The sequence below is a fragment of the Joostella atrarenae genome (assembly GCF_021764745.1).
GTDB lineage: Bacteria > Bacteroidota > Bacteroidia > Flavobacteriales > Flavobacteriaceae > Galbibacter > Galbibacter atrarenae.
The window spans coordinates 1-16,376 of the sequence record NZ_JAETXX010000020.1 but is presented as its reverse complement, the minus strand read 5'-3'; the positions used below and the strand labels follow the sequence as shown (position 1 = coordinate 16,376).

The window sequence follows — 16,376 nt, the reverse complement described above, 5'->3', positions numbered from 1 at the left end:
CATTGGTAAACAACGGGGATGGTACGTATACATATACAAATGAGAACGGAGATCCTGTAGTCATAGATGTTCCAGCTGATATTATAAATAATTCAGATCTTATATTTGAAAATACAGATGTTTCAAATGAGATAGTTAATTTAATAAAGGCTAATGAGACGTTGACTAGTTTAATTTACGATGCTTCTAGAAGTATGTTGACTTATAAAGATGAAGATGGAAACACTTCTGAAATTAATCTTGTAGACTTAGTAGGGGATTCTGAAACGTTAACTAGTATGCTTTATGATGCTTCTAGAAATATACTTTCGTATACAGATGAAGATAGTGTAACTACAAGTTTTAATTTAGTAGACTTAGTAGGAGGAGCCGAAACAGTTACGTCTTTAACTTACGACAGATCTCGAGCTATGTTATCTTATGTTGATGAGAACAATAGTACTACAGATATAAGTTTAATTGATTTGGTGTCTGATGTGGAGACACTTACTAAGTTAAGCTATAATGCTTCCAGTAATTTGTTAGAGTATTCAGACGAGGATGGGATAGTGACTTCCATAGATCTAGTTGATTTAGTAGGTAATTCAGAGACATTAACAAAGCTAGTTTATGATTCTTCAAGAAATACGCTTACATATACGGATGAAGATAGTGTTGTAAATGAGATTGATTTAATTGATTTAGTTGGAGACTCAGAAACACTGACATCGTTGACTGTTAATGATGATACAGGAACATTAGATTATCAAGATGAAGATGCTGTTGTTAGTTCAATAAATATAGCATCATTAGTAAAAGAACCTTGGTTTGGTGTTGATTCTAAAGATGCTGCGATTGCTAATGATGAGGATATATATACTCAAGGATGGGTAGGTATTGGTTTTGATGCGCCATCATCTGCACCGAATGAGAAATTACGTGTCAATGGAGCAATCACGACAGTAAATAGTTACTATGCAGATTATGTTTTTGAGGATTATTTTAAAGGTGCATCTGAATTGAAAGAGGATTATGACTTTAAAAGCTTGGAAGAGGTAGATGAATTTATTAAGAAAAACAATCACCTTCCAGGAGTTAATTCAATAAAAGATTTAATAAAAACCAGTGAAGGTTATTCCTTTAACTTATCTGAACTCTCTATTCAATTACTGGAGAAAACAGAAGAATTATATCTCCATGTTATTGAATTAAATAAGGAACTAGATTCTAAAAATCTACAATTAGAAGAGATCAGTGGAGAATTACAAGATAAAAATTCATTAATTGATGAGATGAAATCATCAATTTCAAACCTACTTGAACGTGTAGAGAACTTAGAGAAAAACGCCACTAAATAGTGTGTGAATATTCTTCAAATTTTAAAAAATAAGGAAACATGAAAAAAATAATATATACATTATTAATATGGTCTGTTTTTGTTGGAACAGCAATAGGCCAAGTTAAAGTAAAGGATGGGTCGGTTCAGGGCTCTCCCGTGACTCCCGTATCGGGAGCTTTGATGGAGCTTGAAAGTATAGACGGTGGATTTTTAGTCCCAAAAATGACAACGGATCAGCGCGATGCTATAGCAGTTACAGATTTAAATGATGGAATGTCCATTTATAATACAGATACCGGATGTTTTAATTTCTGGAATACGGAGAGTAATGCATGGTTGCAATTATGTGGAACCCCGCCACCAGCTGTATTTAGTATATCAGATTGTAATTCAGTTGTTGCCAGTGGGCAGTATATACAAGGAGAGAATTTAGATGCATCTAATAATGTATTGTCTATTCCTGTTACAGTTGAAAAGGCTGGTCCGTATACCGTTTCAGGGGTTACGAGTAATGGTTATTTATTTAATACAAGTGGAGAGTTTGAAGAGCCAGGTAGCTTTACCTTAACAATACCTGGATCTGGTACCCCTGGTGTTGGATATGATGAAGGTGAGCTTGGAGATAATCTTGCAATTTCACTTAATGGAAAAGAAGTTGATTGTAGTATTGATATTTATGTTCAAAAAGCAGATGTTAATTTTGAAATTGCTTGTTCAATTCCATCACCTGTTGTAGAAGGTGACTACTTCATTGGAATTCCATTAGATAATACTAATAAAATGATTTTCCAAGTAGAGGTTTTAAATACCGGTGCATGGAATATTGATACGGATACAAAAAATGGAATCTCTTTTAGTGGTTCTGGTGTATTTACTGAAAAAGGCGTTACAAAAGTTGAGCTAATTGGTAGTGGTACACCTGAGGCTTCAGGAAAAAGTACTTTTCAATTGGTATCTAATTCAGAGAATGAGTCTTCTTGTTCGGGTATAGCTGTAACGACTTCACCTGTTGAATTTACAGTAGACTGCGATAGTGTTGTTATCAATGGAACCTATCAAGAGGATGTTGTTTTAGAGTCTTCAAATACTATTGAATTGCCAATAAATGTTGTAGCAACAGGTACGACTACTATATCAACAAATAGTCAAGAAGGAGTTTCGTTTTCGAGTGGAGAAGTTACTTTTACAGAGTTGGGTAGTCAAACAATTACTTTAACTTCTAATGAAGATGCATTTGATACTTCAGGAACGAAAAGTTTCAATGTTAGAAATGGGGTTACTACTATCTGTAGCTTTGAGATGGAAGTTATCCCTCAGCCAGTTACTTATTCAATAAATTGTTCTAGTGTTACAGTTTCTGGAGATTATTTACCTGAACTTCCAATGTCTTCTTCAAATACTATGTCAATTTCTGTTGATGTTCAGTATGTGGGGAGCTATAGTATGAGTACAGATGCTCAAAATGGTGTGTCATTTTCAGCATCAGGTACATTTACAAGTACTGGTTTTCAAACGGTAATGATGCAAGGTACTGGTACTCCAGTTAGTGGTGGAGCGTATGATTTTACAATATCTACAGATAGTAATGTTTCAGGTTCAGAGTCTTGTACCAAAGAGGTTATTTTTCAGTATAGAACTATGAATATTTTAGGTATAGGTAGTGATAATAGATACAATGCAGCAATTTCTGGATATACACCTAGGACTTTAATTGAGTCTACTTCAAATTTTAGTCCTTCTGGAAAAATAAAAGTTCAAGGGTTTAATTTCACGAATGCAGGCGGAAATCCTAGTGCATCGCAGCTTCGAGATTATATAAATAACAACAACATCGATATCATCATTATTGGTTATAACTATAATCCTGATTCTGGTGAGAATGCAGTATTAGAGGATTTTGTTAAAAATAAAAAAGGAGTTTTACTTGCTGGTATACAAGATAACAGCAATGTAACAGACTTAATCGACCGTATTTGTGGAGGAAATGTTTCTAAAACTACAGGAGGAGGTACTTTAACAAACCCAATGTCTAATGTAGATGACCCTATTCTTAACGGGCCGTTTGGAGATGTAAGAGGTAAAAAGGCAGGTTCAGATTTAAATAATTCAGTTTACATTACAAACCTTCCTAGTACCGTATCTGCTTTAGCAACCAATGAGTCTGGAAATCAAGTTTTCATGTTTAAGCATAATACATTAGGTTTCTTCTTTTGTGGAGATTCAGGATTCCATACAGGAGATAAAGGAGGAAATGGTAGTAATGACATATGGCCTGCAAGAACTTCTTCTACAGGTACTCCAGTAACTAAACCGTATAGCGGTGGAACAGTATATAATAGTTTCTTTTATGCCAATGCTATTGCTTGGGCAATACAATATGCACAGGAGAATCTAGTCGAAGATTACCAGGTTCAGTAATAAAAGCGAAGCTTTTATCTGTTTTGTTTGTTCAGTTTGACCGATAGATACATGTTATAATATGCATGTGTCTATTGAGTTGAACTAGATATAACTTTGGTTACTATTTAAACTTTAAAAATGTAATTTAATGTATAAAATAAATATTAAACATGATGTAGTTTTTATGTTCTTCATATTGTTTTCTTCAATTGGAATTTGTCAAACAACTAATGAAGGAAACCTTTCGATATCAAAAGGAACATTATTCTCGAATGTTTCAGACTTTCATAATAATGGGGTTTATTACAATGATGGGTCCTCATATTTTTATGGAAATTTCACAAATGATGGAGAAATTGATTATTTGGATGAAAGTAGTAAAATTCTTTTTACCGGTTCCGATATACAAACTATTGGAGGTAACCAAGTAATATTTGTAAAGAATATAGATTTCGTGAATACTTCAGAAGGACAGCTTTATAATTTAATTGGTGAGCTTAATATTGATGGTGAAGCAAATTTTAAAAATGGAATCATAAAAAGTGATGACAATTTAGGTTTTTTTAGGTTGGGTAGAGAGAGTAGTGTAATTAATAATTCAAACAGGAGTTTTGTTGATGGCTACGTTTATGTTGATGATAATGTTTCTTATCATTCATTGCCAACAGGTAATTTAAACTATTATAGTCCCATAGCTTATGAAAATAGTAATAGTATTGAAATCAATACAGTGGGTAAATACTATAGAGACAATCCCACGGATATTTATGGAGGTTTAACATCTGTAAAGGAGGGAACAATACTGCAAACTATAAATACTGAAGAATATTGGGAGTTTAGTAATAACAGCCAATCCGAGGATAGTGGATATTATATAACTCTTCCTATAAATGGTTCCAATAATAGTCTATTTGATGAGAATCCTGAAGGTATCCGAATTTTATGGTGGGATGAGAATGATCAATCATGGGAAAGTTACAGTAGCTTAGTTGATACGAATTCCATGACAGTTACCGCTTTAGTTCCTCAAAATGGAATTTTTACTTTAGGCTTGATGGAGGGGCAAGATTTGCCCTGTGGAGGTATGGAAATTTACAATGCGGTTACACCAAATAGTGATGGTAAAAATGATTTTTTCAAGATTTCGTTTAAAGAAGGAGATGTATGTCCTTATTTGAGTAGTTCGATCCATGTAGAAATTTTTAATCGTTGGGGTGTAAAAGTGTTCGAAACTGATAATTATGGTTCTAATACCGGGGAGGATGTTTTTACGGGATTATCTGAAGGTAGGGCTACTTTAGTTGCAGATGATGGTTTACCTAGTGGTACATACTATTACATTATCAAGTTTGTTTATGACGCTGGCTTTGGTACTCTACGACAATATGACAAGGCTGGATATTTATATGTGAGTGATAATTAATAAAGATGAAAGAAAATATGAAAAAGCAATATAATGGAATAGTATTGATTTTGTTATTATTGGTCATTGTTACAGGTAGTGATCTCTATGGACAACAAAATAGCCAGTATACTCAGTATATGTATAATACACAATCAATAAATCCTGCTTATGCAGGGAGTAGAGAAGTACTGAGTTTCAATGGTATTTATAGATCACAATGGATAGGATTAGATGGAGCTCCTAAAACTTTTGATTTTTCGTTAAATACTCCGCTAGGATATAGTAAGCTTGGCCTAGGACTTAGTTTCAATAATGATGAAATAGGTCCAACAGTAAGTAATAACTTTACAGCTGATCTATCTTATACAATAGATTTGTCTCGCTATACGAAATTGGCTTTTGGTTTAAAGGCAGGTTTTAACATGTTCGATTTTGACCCTGATAAATTAAACTATGAAAATGAGAATGATCCAAATTTAGTACCAATCAATGAAATAGACCCTGTTATTGGTGCTGGAGCCTACTTATACGGGTATAATTGGTATGTTGGTTTATCTGCCCCAAATCTTTTGGAAACAAAGCATTACAATGATTCAGAGTCAGGTTCTCAGATTTCTATTGCTTCTGAACGAATGCACTTTTATGCAATCGGAGGTTACATTTTTGATTTAAGCTATGATTGGCAGTTTAAGCCTACAGTATTAGTTAAAGCTGTGTCAGGAGCTCCTTTATCAGTAGATCTCTCTGCAAATTTCCAATATGATCAAAAGCTTACACTTGGATTGGGGTATAGATTAGATGCTTCAGTAAGTGCGCTTGCAGGTTTTCAAGTAAATGATCAAATTATGGTTGGGTATGCTTATGATTATGATACTACTCCACTAGGGAATTATAATTCTGGTTCTCATGAAATATTCTTAAGATTCGAACTTTTTACACGAGTAAGAAGAGTAGTTAATCCTCGTTTCTTTTAAAAACAGTTAATATGAAAAAAATTTACATAATTTTATCAGTAATAGTTTTTAATTTTTCTGGTTATTCTCAAGAAAAATCAAGAATTGCTGAAAAAGGATTTAAGGACTATCACGATTTATCTTTTGTAGACGCAGGGAAACACTTTAAAAAGGCTGCAGATAAAGGATACGACAGTGCTGAGCTTTATCGAAAGTGGGCCAACGCTCAATTTTTTAATGCCCATTATGATGATGCAGTATTGGGGTACACAGAGTTATTTGCGGTGCAAACGAGAGGATTGAAAGCTATTGATTATCTTCGATTTTCACAGGCTTTAAGAGCCACAGATAGAAATGAAGAAGCAGAGAAATATTATAATTTATATTTAACTAAGGTTGCAGAGACACAAAAAGGAGATTATTCTTTAGAAGATTATTTATTAATGATTAGTGAAAATTCAGATCGCTATGAAATAAGTGCTTTAACAGAATTAAATACTGCAAAAACAGAATATGGAGCTTCATTATTTAAGAATAACTTTATATTCACCTCTAATAGAGATTCCGTTGGTGTTGTTAATTATACTGATAGTTGGACCAATGACAAGTTTTTAAATCTTTATACTGTAAAGATGAAAATTGAAAATGGTGATGCTGTTATCTCTGGTGATGTTGAACGCGTTAAAGGCGGTATTAATTCATTAAATAGTCACACTACTAGTGCGTGTTTCACAAGAGATGGAAATACCATGTATTTTACTAAGTCTAGTGGAAATAGTAAGAAGGATTCCTACAATGTACTCAAGATTTATAGAGCAAGTTTAAAAAATGGTAAGTGGACAGATATTGAAGAGTTGCCTATTAATGGAGACAATTTTTCAACTGCACATCCTGCATTAAGTCCAGCCGAAGATAGATTGTATTTTTCTTCCGATCGTCCAGAGTCCATTGGTGGTACAGATATATTTTACGCACCAATTTATAATGGAAAGAAGATTGGTCGTGTAACTACCATTGATGCAAATATAAATACGTATGGTAGAGAATCTTTTCCATTTGTAACCGATAAAGATGAATTATATTTTTCATCAGACGGTCATTTCGGTATGGGTGGCTATGATATTTATTATACTAAAAAAGGGAAAAATGGTTTTGGTAATGTTTTGAATATTGGAAAACCTATAAATACTCCTGGTGATGATTTTGCCTTTTATATTGATACAGAAAGTAAGAGGGGTTTTGTTAGTTCAAATAATAGCTCAAATAGTGATGATATTTATTCGATTTACGAATTAAAACCAATTAAAGATGTTTTTGTTAGTAGAATTGAGGGACATGTTTTTGAAGAAAATGAACAGAACAATATTTCTACAAGTAGAAAGCCTTTAGCTAATGCAATGATTTATCTTTTGGATGATAATGATATTGTTTTAGATTCGGTATCTTCTGATGTAAATGGGGCTTATAGTTTTAATACAAATAGATTTAAAAATTATACAATTGAGGCAACCAAAAATTCCCAAGAGATAAAGGATGAATACGGAGGTATTAAAATTATTGGTTTTTTGAATGAAAAAATAGTTATAGAGAAAGGTAATGAAGTAAATTCATTAGAAGATATTGTGCTACTTAAAACAGGTACTGATTTATTCACAAGTTTAAAATTAAAGCCTATTCTATTTGACTATAATAGCGCTGTTATTAGAGCAGATGCTGCAGTGGAGCTTGATAGGATTGTTTCATATTTGATGGAGCACCCGGAGATTGAAAAGATTAGTATTCGTTCACATACAGATAGTAGAGGTAAGTCTAGCTACAATTTACAATTATCTGAACGACGTGCTAAATCTACATATGATTATATTATTTCTGAGGGGATTTCAAAAGATCGCCTATCTTATAAAGGCTTCGGAGAGTCGAAATTATTGAATAGATGTAGTGATGGCGTTTCTTGTTTAGAATCAGAACATCAAGAGAATAGACGTAGTGAATTTATAGTCGAAAAGATTAAGTCTGAGTAATTACAATCATAAAACTAAAATAGTTTTGGAAATTGATATTTTATTGATCCAAGTAGGTAAGATAGCTTCCATTTTGGGAATTATAATCTTATTAATTAAAGAAATTGGTGTTTATATTTTAAAGAATAATAAACGTTCTTGATAAACGAGTATTTATATTTTATGACTTTGGCAGATTTTAGGACCTGTAACAATTTAGTCCATATTAGTTTATTTATTTATTTATTGGGAATTGAATTTATTTTTGACTGAGCTCTACCCCTGTAATTTAAGTGCAGGGGGATAGTATTCAAAATTTTGTGTAGACAAATTTAATTGGGGTTCAACTTTATTAAAGTTGGACCCTTTTTTCAAATATAGTTAACAACTGATTAAGAATGAGTCCCCAATTCTGAATTGGTTGTGTCTATTTCTTAGTAATTTGCATGAGTGATAAATAAACTGATTTTATAAACGCAGCATCTGTTAGGAAGCCCATCTTATTTTGATATACTTTCTGATTTTTCCATTTAGATTTTCTATTAGATTTGTGGTGTATATAATTTTTCTTATTTCTAAAGGAAAGTCAAAGAATACGGTAAGTTCCTCCCAATTATTTTGCCAAGATTGAACAGCGTAAGGATATTTATTATTTCACTTTTGAGCAAAGCGATCGAGCTCAGCTTTGGCCATTTCTTTATAAGGAGCGTTGTCAATATGTTTCATATCGCCAGTAAAGACTTTTTATCTTACCAAGCTACACAGTAAACTGTCTCTAAAGGCTTATTTTGCCATTCTATAACCTCTTGATTTATTCTATCTGTTATTAGTGATATGGAGGAAGTTGAGAGCTTGTAACCGTAAATTTCATATAACTCTTCTTCGATATTTGAAACACTCATTCCTTTGGCATATAAAGAGATGACAATGTTTTCAACAGACAAGGAAGTGCTTTTGTGCTTGGGAACTATTATCGGTTCAAAACCACTATTACGATCTCTAGGTACAATAATTTCACTTTGACCATATTGTGGTTTTACGCGCTTAGTTGTAGTGCCATTACGAGCATTGTCTAAGCTTCGACTGCCATTTTTAGGATACCCTAAGTGAACATCCATCTCTCCTTGGAGCATCGCTCCTAAATCTGCGCTGTGCAAATCTTTGAATAAATTACTGAGATCTGTTTCTGTTTACACAGTTTTTTGGACTCCTACCCTTTATAGACTAGATTTATGGTAAAGACTGTTTCCTTTTAATTTATTCAGTTGCTTAGTCACTCAATAATTCATTAATGTATATTTTTTTTTTGTCCAAAGTGATAACCCTTTCTTTTTCTAAAATTTTTAATGTCCTAATCAAAGTTTCTGTTGACATCCCAGCAAAATTTGCAATATCATGTCTAGGTAGGTCTATAAACTTAGTATTTTCATCTGTTAATATCTTTTTTAATCGATGTAGAGTTGTAAGGGTTTTACTACGGGAATTTCCATAAATAATTGGTAAAAATTGGTTTTGTATGTTATATATGTATCTTGTTAGGAAGTCTATTATTGCTTTTCCTATTGAAGGACTTGAATCGATTAATTCTGATAATTTTTGTGTGCTTAAGCAATATACGACAGTATCTTGTATACAAACAGATTTATTACCACCTATAGATTTCGTTTTATTATTCATGGAAAAGTTTCCAATATAATCATTAGATTTAAATAAATAAAGTCCAAGAATCTTTCCTGTTGTATCTAATTGATACGACTTAATTAAACCACTTTTTATTAAATATAGATTGTTTGTGTTTGTGAGGTCATCATATACGACAGAATCTTTTTTAAATACTTTCAGATGGGCATTCTTTTTGAAAAGATCAATTGTATCAATATTTTTTCTTAAAAACTGATTTCGTTTTAAATCTTTTTTTATTCTTTTTACTTTTTTTAATCTTTGGTCAATCGCTTCATTTAAGTCTTCTTCTGTATATGGTTTTGTTAAATAATCGTCTGCTCCAAGATTCATTCCAAACCTAATGTCTTTATATTCTCCTTTAGCGGATATGAAAACAAATGGTATTTGGCTAGTTTTTAAATCACTCTTCAATTCATTATAGACTTTATAACCATCTATTGGGTTCATCATAATATCACACAAGATGATATCAGGTTGTATCTCTTTTGCCATTTCTATACCTGATAAACCATTGTCAGCACTAAATACTTTATATTTTTTTGATAGTTTTAATAGTTCTACGGTATTTTCTCTCAGCATTTTATCATCTTCAATCAAAAGTATTTTATTCATAAAGTAGTAGGAAGTTTAACTAAAAATTCGGAACCAACATCTACGTTACTATTGAAATGAATAGCTCCCTTTAAATTATTTATATGCTTTTTAATCATGTACAATCCAATTCCTGTGCCATGCGTAATCATACCATTTTTCCCTCTGTAATACCTGCTAAATATATGTTTTTGATCTTGCTCAGGGATACCGTAGCCTGAATCAATGACTCTTAATAGTATAAACTTATCACTACGATTTAAATTTACAATTATTGTAGCGTTCTTAGGAGAATATTTTATTGCATTGGACAATAAATTAGTAATAATCAACTTAAAAATCTTTTGATCAAAATATAAATTAGAATTTTTGAGGAAGGATGTAATTTTTATTTTCTGTCCTTCCAGTAATGAAGTTTCGCTTTCTTTAACACATTGATTAGTTAAAAAAATCACATCAAACTCACTTAAATTATATTGGTTTTCTCCAGCCTCTAATTTCTCAATAGATAAAAAATCATTTAGTATATTAGTTAAGAACTTTACTTTGGTTTGAATATCTATAATATGTTTATCTCTAATCGATTGCTCTTCATTTTTTTTGTACTTACTAGCTAAGGTAGAAGAAATTAAAATATTACTAAGAGGGGTTTTAAATTCATGAGTTACTAGGGTTAAAAATTCAGATTTTAAATCGTTTAATTCTTTTTCTTTAATTAATGATTTCTTTAACTTTTCTTCAATATCCTTTCTGTGTAAAATTTCTTTCTCCAACACTTTGACTAAGTCTTGAAGGTTTTTGGTTCTTTCTTTAATTTTTGATTCCAGGTTTTGATTTAATTGTGTTATTTTTTTCTCATATTCCATTGAACTGGAAACATCAATAATAATGGCAACTATATATTTTTTTCCTTCGTAGAAAAATGGGTTGAGGCCAATTTTAATAGGTATCTTTTGACCACTTTTTTTTACACCCCACAATTGTCTTCCTCCAGCCATTTTTCGTTTACTGGCCGTAGTGTAATAATCTGAAACATATTTGTCATGCTTGGAATGATAATTTTCGGGAATTAGTTTGTAGAAGTCATTGTTAATCAACTCTTCTTCGCTATATTCAAACATACTTAGAAGTGTAGAATTAATAGATATGACCTTGTAAGTACTATCAATTACCATTATTCCTTCTGAAATAGATTCCGAAATAAGGCTAAAAATGTTTTTATTGGTAAAGATGCTCATAAAAAAAATCTAATAATTTTCAGGTTTCTAATATGAAAGAAGGTTGGGGGAAACCTTAAAATCTTTTATCTTCTACAAACTAACGAATAATTAATCATAGATCACCTAACACATTAATTATTAAGTCTTTTACTGTTATTTTTTTAGCTTTGATATTGTTTTATACGGATAGATGTTATTCTTGAAGGCAACATATAATAATTGAATTTTAGTAGAAATCTGTTGATTTATAGTGAAATAGCGGAGGTGAATACAAATGTTAACTTGAATAATAGGAAGCTCTATACTAATTGTCTAAAGTTTATGTATGATAACATAAAGAATCCAAAATATATAGATGTTGGCAAATTATACTTTTAACCCCAATAGCAGATTTGCTTTAAGGAATTTATATTATTTAATGATTTCTCTATCTAACAAATAGTTATTTTTAATAAACAATTTGATTTTATGATGTTAGGTTTATTTAGCTATGGGAGAATGTTCTTGTTTTAGGGAGTTATCAATTTTCGAAATCTCTAATTTGACTTTTTTAAATCTTGAATGGGTTCACAACCAAATAGCTTATAATATTTGGTTGTATAATGAGACATATTGCCAATATTTAATTCATCACCAATACTAGCTACAGAGTTATAATGACCACTTCTTAGCATTTTGTTTATTAGAAGCAATTTTTCATTTATAAAAAAATCAAATGGAGACACACTATAATTTGTTTTAAACGTTTTAATCAGCTGTAAGGTGGAAATACCAAATTTCTTAGAAATCATTTTATTTCCTGGGTATGAATTATGAATATTCTTTAATAGAAAGTATCTTATATTTTTAGCAAGTTTACTATATTTTTGACTTTTAATAAATTTATCTTCAGTAATACTATATTTTTCTATAAAATTACCCATAAGCTCTAATGAAATAGATTTAAGTTCGGAATCAAAATTGCGATCCATTTTATTTATACCTTTTAGGTACTTCATTAATATTTTACTTTCACCATCCATGTTATCGTGAAAAAAGGGTATATTATTTTCTTCATGAGGTAGAGAGTCGTTTAATGTGGCTTTTTTTATTAATATTCTTAAACCAAACATAACTCTTTTGTTTTTCGGCTTGAAAATATTGGAGATTTCACCATCCATACATGTAAAACCTAACTTTTTTTCATATCCAATTTTATATGTCTTGCTTTTGGAAACAAAAATGTTGTAATCTTCACTCATGTCGTAATGAATTATATATAATTTCTCTAGTGTCGATTTTCTATTAACCTGGATGGATAATTTGTATTTTAAATCGAATAGAACAACAGATATATTTTCAGTAACCTGATTAAAATATATAGCCCCTTTTGCATAGCTTTCATTGAAAATGACAAAATTATCTTTAAACTGCAAATCTAAATCAGCAGCTAATTTTAAGATCCATTCATTGTTAAGAGTATAACTATGCTCAATGATTTTCATATGTTATTAGTCTTTTAAATATTCGGTAGGAGAAACCCCAAAATAATCCCTGAATTTATGAGAAAAATATGAACTGTTAGAAAATTTAAGTAAATCTGAAATTTGGTTTATGGATAGATTTTTGTTTTTTAACAAATCCTTAGATTTTATTAATTTGCAAGTAAGATGATAGTTACTTGGAGTAGTACCTACAATCTCTTTAAACATATTTTTGAATTTAGTTTCAGACATATTAGCGCTTTGCGACAACACTTTAATAGAGGGGAATGGTTTTTCAAGGTTATTGAATAATTCTTTTTGGATAGAAATAATCATAAAATACTCATTTCCTTCAGTAGGCAATGTTTTATTATTCATTAAATAATCCATGCTGTTTGATAATAAAAAATTAACAGTTGCTGCATAATGAAATTTAAAATTAGCCTTCCCTGATTTTTTTTTAAATAATTGATTTAACTTGACAAAACTATTGTCTTTCATTCTCCCATAGCCCATTACATCCTTATTTTTTTGAAAAAGAACCTGATTTATTTTATGGATATTATAACCCATATGTAACAATGTATTCTTCAACTTCTCTTTATTAATTGTTATAAATAACATTTTAAGATGCGTACCCTTTTGAATTGAATTGATAGTTTTAATCCCCCCATTTATTATCATTAAATTATGGTTCCACATACCGAGTTCATAGGTCTTATTTTTAAGATTAAAATTGGTATTTGTAAAAGAGAGACTATATATGAAAAGTACTTGATTAGTGCTGCTACTTTGATTGCTAAACTTGACATTACTTTGGTAAATACAATCCATATAATGAGAATTTATACCAGATTTACATGCCAATGAATATTTAATCTCAGGAGATGATTCTATTTTTACTATACTATCTTTAAAACTTTTCATAAAAAGGTAATTACATAATTGTCATGGTAAATTTAATATTGGTACTATTATCAAATGCTATTTATTTTGATTCAGTCGAATTGTTATTCAGGAATTAATCACTCCATTTATTTTAAGAATTACCTTACGATTTGATAAACATCAAATGAATTAAACCTACTATTCTTCTAATTAAAAATATGTCTTATTATGTTAATTTCTAAAACTAAATGTAAGAATTTTATCCGACTTTAATTTTAATTTTGTCACGGATTCATAACTGATTTCCATTAAAGTACAAATATTTAGTAATAAACTTATCCCCCTCTATTATGAATTTTTGTAAAAATTGTCAATCTTTTAATTGTAGTCTATTTAAATATCTAGATAAAAATGAGACATATATTCTTGAAAGTTCTAAAAAGACTTCGCAGTTTAAAAAAGGAGATATAATCTTAAAGGAAGGAGAGTATGTCAATAAAGTAATTTGTGTACAAAGTGGAATTTGTAAACTAACCAAAATGAATGAAAATGGATTTGTCCAGACCTTACGTTTAGTTAGTTCTGGTGGACTCTTTGGACAGCGATCTGTTTTGACAGATTCACCCTCTAAATATAGTGCAATAGCGGTAGAAGATATGTCTATCTGCTTTATACCAAAAGCAAATATCTTAAATTTTTTGAATACGAATATTCAATTTAATAAAGCGATAATTAAAACCATCTGTCAGGATTTAGATTTTACTGAGGATTATATATCCAACATGACTCATAAAACTGTTCGCCAGAGAATCATTAAAATGTTATTATTCTTACATGATAATTATGGAGATTCTAATTCTGGAGATTTAAAAATTAAGTTGTCTAGAGAAGAATTGGCATCAATGGTTGGTACTACATCGGAAAGTTGTATTCGTATATTGTCAGAATTAAAAAAGAATCATCTTATTAAGTTTCAAAATAGAAGAACTATTCTTTTAAATAAAGAAGAATTAATGAACTGCTCAGATTAAATATATATGATTTGCTTTAATTAGCAGATACGAGTAGTATACATATATGAATTATTAAAATTAATGGCAATCGAACTATTTCAAAGGACTAAACTAATTTAGTTATATAAAAGTACATTATAGAGCTAAATAGTTGAGTCGATATATTTAGGATGTTGTCTTTAGAACTTCTATAAGAATGATTCATCTTTTAAAATATAAATTATTTATTGTTTTACCCGATTAAATATTAAAAGAAAACAGTTTGATAAAGTTCTATTTTGAAATAAACTCCTTTGAATGTGGGTTTACATTATGATAAAAATGTTTGGCCTTTCTCTGAGTAAATTTATATTTGAATCATTCATTCTCAATTATTTTTTTCTAAATTAGAATAAATAAGTATATTCGTATAAGGTAGCTAAAGAATAAAAAGTATGTAATTTATTTCTATTTTAGAGCTTCAATGACATCTCTTCCCCCACATTATTTTTAATTTAATTTATTGTTTTCTTTAGAGAGTACTTTGATTCAATAAATATTAAATGTGATGATTTTTAAAAATTTAGTGTTGAACTTATTTTAATAAGATTTTACAAAAGTTTTCTGTTCCTCCACCAATTAATTATAGAAAGGATTTACTGTTTTCGTAGTTGAAAAGTATAAGTCATTAATTTAATTTACATGTGGATATGGTTAGAAAAATACTTTTAATTTCTTCGATGCTTTTTGCTTACGCTCACATAGCAAATGCTCAAGTGGGAATAGGAACTTTACTACCTGATAATTCAGCTCAATTAGATGTTGTTGCTGAGGATAGGGGAATACTTATCCCGAGAATAGCTTTAACAAGCTTCGACGATGCGCAAACAATCATAGGAGGAAATACAAACGGATTGTTAGTTTATAATATTTCAGAAAACATGGATCTTTCTCCAGGTTTTTATTATTGGGATGCAAGTTCATGGAAAAGAATTATATCCTCAACAGATATTGATGACTTTGGAGGAGGTAATGTTGTTTATAATCCAACAGAAGATTCGTTTAATTATATAGATGATTTAGGAAATCTACAATCTATAAATTTTGAAGAGATAATTAAGGTTAATGAAACCGAAACTTTACTTGTTAATAATGGTAATGGGTCGTACACTTATATTAATGAGAAAAATGTTGAAGTAAGTTTTAGTGTTACACAATCTAATGTTGGTAATCCAAACAATAATGAAACAAAAGGAGTGCCAGGTGATATCTATGTAGATAGTTCTACTGGTGAAATTTATACATATAATAGTTCCAATAATAGTTGGGAGTTATTGAATGTGACAGAAACTCTTACAAGTTTATCGACAGGATCTGGAGCTACATTGAATTATACAGATGAAGCAGGAACAGTAAATAATGTAGATCTATCTAGTGTTATAGAAAGCGGAGAAACCTTAACG

At 30.3% G+C, this 16,376-nt stretch carries 9 protein-coding genes and 3 pseudogenes; 7 read left to right on the top strand and 5 right to left on the bottom strand.

Annotated elements, in window-relative coordinates; translation table 11 throughout:
• From JM658_RS16645 to JM658_RS16625, 5 genes and pseudogenes are all read left to right on the top strand, one after another.
• Window positions 1-1,337: pseudogene (locus tag JM658_RS16645) on the top strand (hypothetical protein); the annotation flags it as partial.
• 38 nt (window positions 1,338-1,375) lie between these two features.
• On the top strand, window positions 1,376-3,736 hold the full coding sequence (locus JM658_RS16640; RefSeq protein ID WP_236960955.1) for a hypothetical protein: 2,361 nt from the start codon (window positions 1,376-1,378) through the stop codon (window positions 3,734-3,736).
• A gap of 130 nt (window positions 3,737-3,866) precedes the next feature.
• Window positions 3,867-5,141, top strand: a complete 1,275-nt coding sequence (locus JM658_RS16635; RefSeq protein ID WP_236960953.1) for a gliding motility-associated C-terminal domain-containing protein — start codon at window positions 3,867-3,869, stop codon at window positions 5,139-5,141.
• Between the two features lie 17 nt (window positions 5,142-5,158).
• A complete protein-coding gene (locus tag JM658_RS16630) occupies window positions 5,159-6,097 on the top strand; it encodes a PorP/SprF family type IX secretion system membrane protein (protein ID WP_236960951.1) in 939 nt (312 codons plus the stop codon).
• Between the two features lie 11 nt (window positions 6,098-6,108).
• Window positions 6,109-8,097, top strand: a complete 1,989-nt coding sequence (locus JM658_RS16625) for an OmpA family protein (RefSeq protein ID WP_236960949.1) — start codon at window positions 6,109-6,111, stop codon at window positions 8,095-8,097.
• A 331-nt stretch (window positions 8,098-8,428) separates the two neighbouring features.
• Here JM658_RS16625 and JM658_RS17315 read toward each other — a convergent pair.
• From JM658_RS17315 to JM658_RS16595, 5 genes and pseudogenes are all read right to left on the bottom strand, one after another.
• A pseudogene (locus JM658_RS17315) lies at window positions 8,429-9,257 on the bottom strand (transposase); the annotation flags it as partial.
• An 88-nt stretch (window positions 9,258-9,345) separates the two neighbouring features.
• Window positions 9,346-10,371, bottom strand: coding sequence for a response regulator (locus tag JM658_RS16610; protein ID WP_236960945.1), 1,026 nt, complete (start codon window positions 10,369-10,371; stop codon window positions 9,346-9,348).
• Window positions 10,368-11,588, bottom strand: coding sequence for a PAS domain-containing sensor histidine kinase (locus JM658_RS16605; RefSeq protein WP_236960937.1), 1,221 nt, complete (start codon window positions 11,586-11,588; stop codon window positions 10,368-10,370). The genes JM658_RS16610 and JM658_RS16605 overlap by 4 nt, the downstream gene beginning before the upstream one ends.
• Before the next feature lie 518 nt (window positions 11,589-12,106).
• Window positions 12,107-13,054: a helix-turn-helix transcriptional regulator gene (locus JM658_RS16600; RefSeq protein ID WP_236960935.1), complete on the bottom strand. Its 948-nt coding sequence runs from the start codon at window positions 13,052-13,054 to the stop codon at window positions 12,107-12,109.
• A gap of 6 nt (window positions 13,055-13,060) precedes the next feature.
• Window positions 13,061-13,960, bottom strand: coding sequence for a helix-turn-helix domain-containing protein (locus JM658_RS16595; RefSeq protein WP_236960933.1), 900 nt, complete (start codon window positions 13,958-13,960; stop codon window positions 13,061-13,063).
• A 311-nt stretch (window positions 13,961-14,271) separates the two neighbouring features.
• Between JM658_RS16595 and JM658_RS16590 the strand changes: the two genes are divergently transcribed.
• Window positions 14,272-14,952 carry a Crp/Fnr family transcriptional regulator gene (locus JM658_RS16590; RefSeq protein WP_236960931.1) on the top strand — a complete coding sequence of 227 codons (681 nt, stop codon included), beginning with the start codon at window positions 14,272-14,274 and terminating at the stop codon, window positions 14,950-14,952.
• Window positions 14,953-15,623: 671 nt separating this feature from the next.
• Window positions 15,624-16,376: pseudogene (locus tag JM658_RS16585) on the top strand (hypothetical protein); the annotation flags it as partial.

Bases quoted from the DNA above. Each gene is read 5' to 3' on its own strand.
- JM658_RS16640 (WP_236960955.1), top strand. From the start codon at position 1,376: ATGAAAAAAATAATATATACATTATTAATATGGTCTGTTTTTGTTGGA.
- JM658_RS16635 (WP_236960953.1), top strand. From the start codon at position 3,867: ATGTATAAAATAAATATTAAACATGATGTAGTTTTTATGTTCTTCATA.
- JM658_RS16630 (WP_236960951.1), top strand. From the start codon at position 5,159: ATGAAAAAGCAATATAATGGAATAGTATTGATTTTGTTATTATTGGTC.
- JM658_RS16625 (WP_236960949.1), top strand. From the start codon at position 6,109: ATGAAAAAAATTTACATAATTTTATCAGTAATAGTTTTTAATTTTTCT.
- JM658_RS16610 (WP_236960945.1), bottom strand. From the start codon at position 10,371: ATGAATAAAATACTTTTGATTGAAGATGATAAAATGCTGAGAGAAAAT.
- JM658_RS16605 (WP_236960937.1), bottom strand. From the start codon at position 11,588: ATGAGCATCTTTACCAATAAAAACATTTTTAGCCTTATTTCGGAATCT.
- JM658_RS16600 (WP_236960935.1), bottom strand. From the start codon at position 13,054: ATGAAAATCATTGAGCATAGTTATACTCTTAACAATGAATGGATCTTA.
- JM658_RS16595 (WP_236960933.1), bottom strand. From the start codon at position 13,960: ATGAAAAGTTTTAAAGATAGTATAGTAAAAATAGAATCATCTCCTGAG.
- JM658_RS16590 (WP_236960931.1), top strand. From the start codon at position 14,272: ATGAATTTTTGTAAAAATTGTCAATCTTTTAATTGTAGTCTATTTAAA.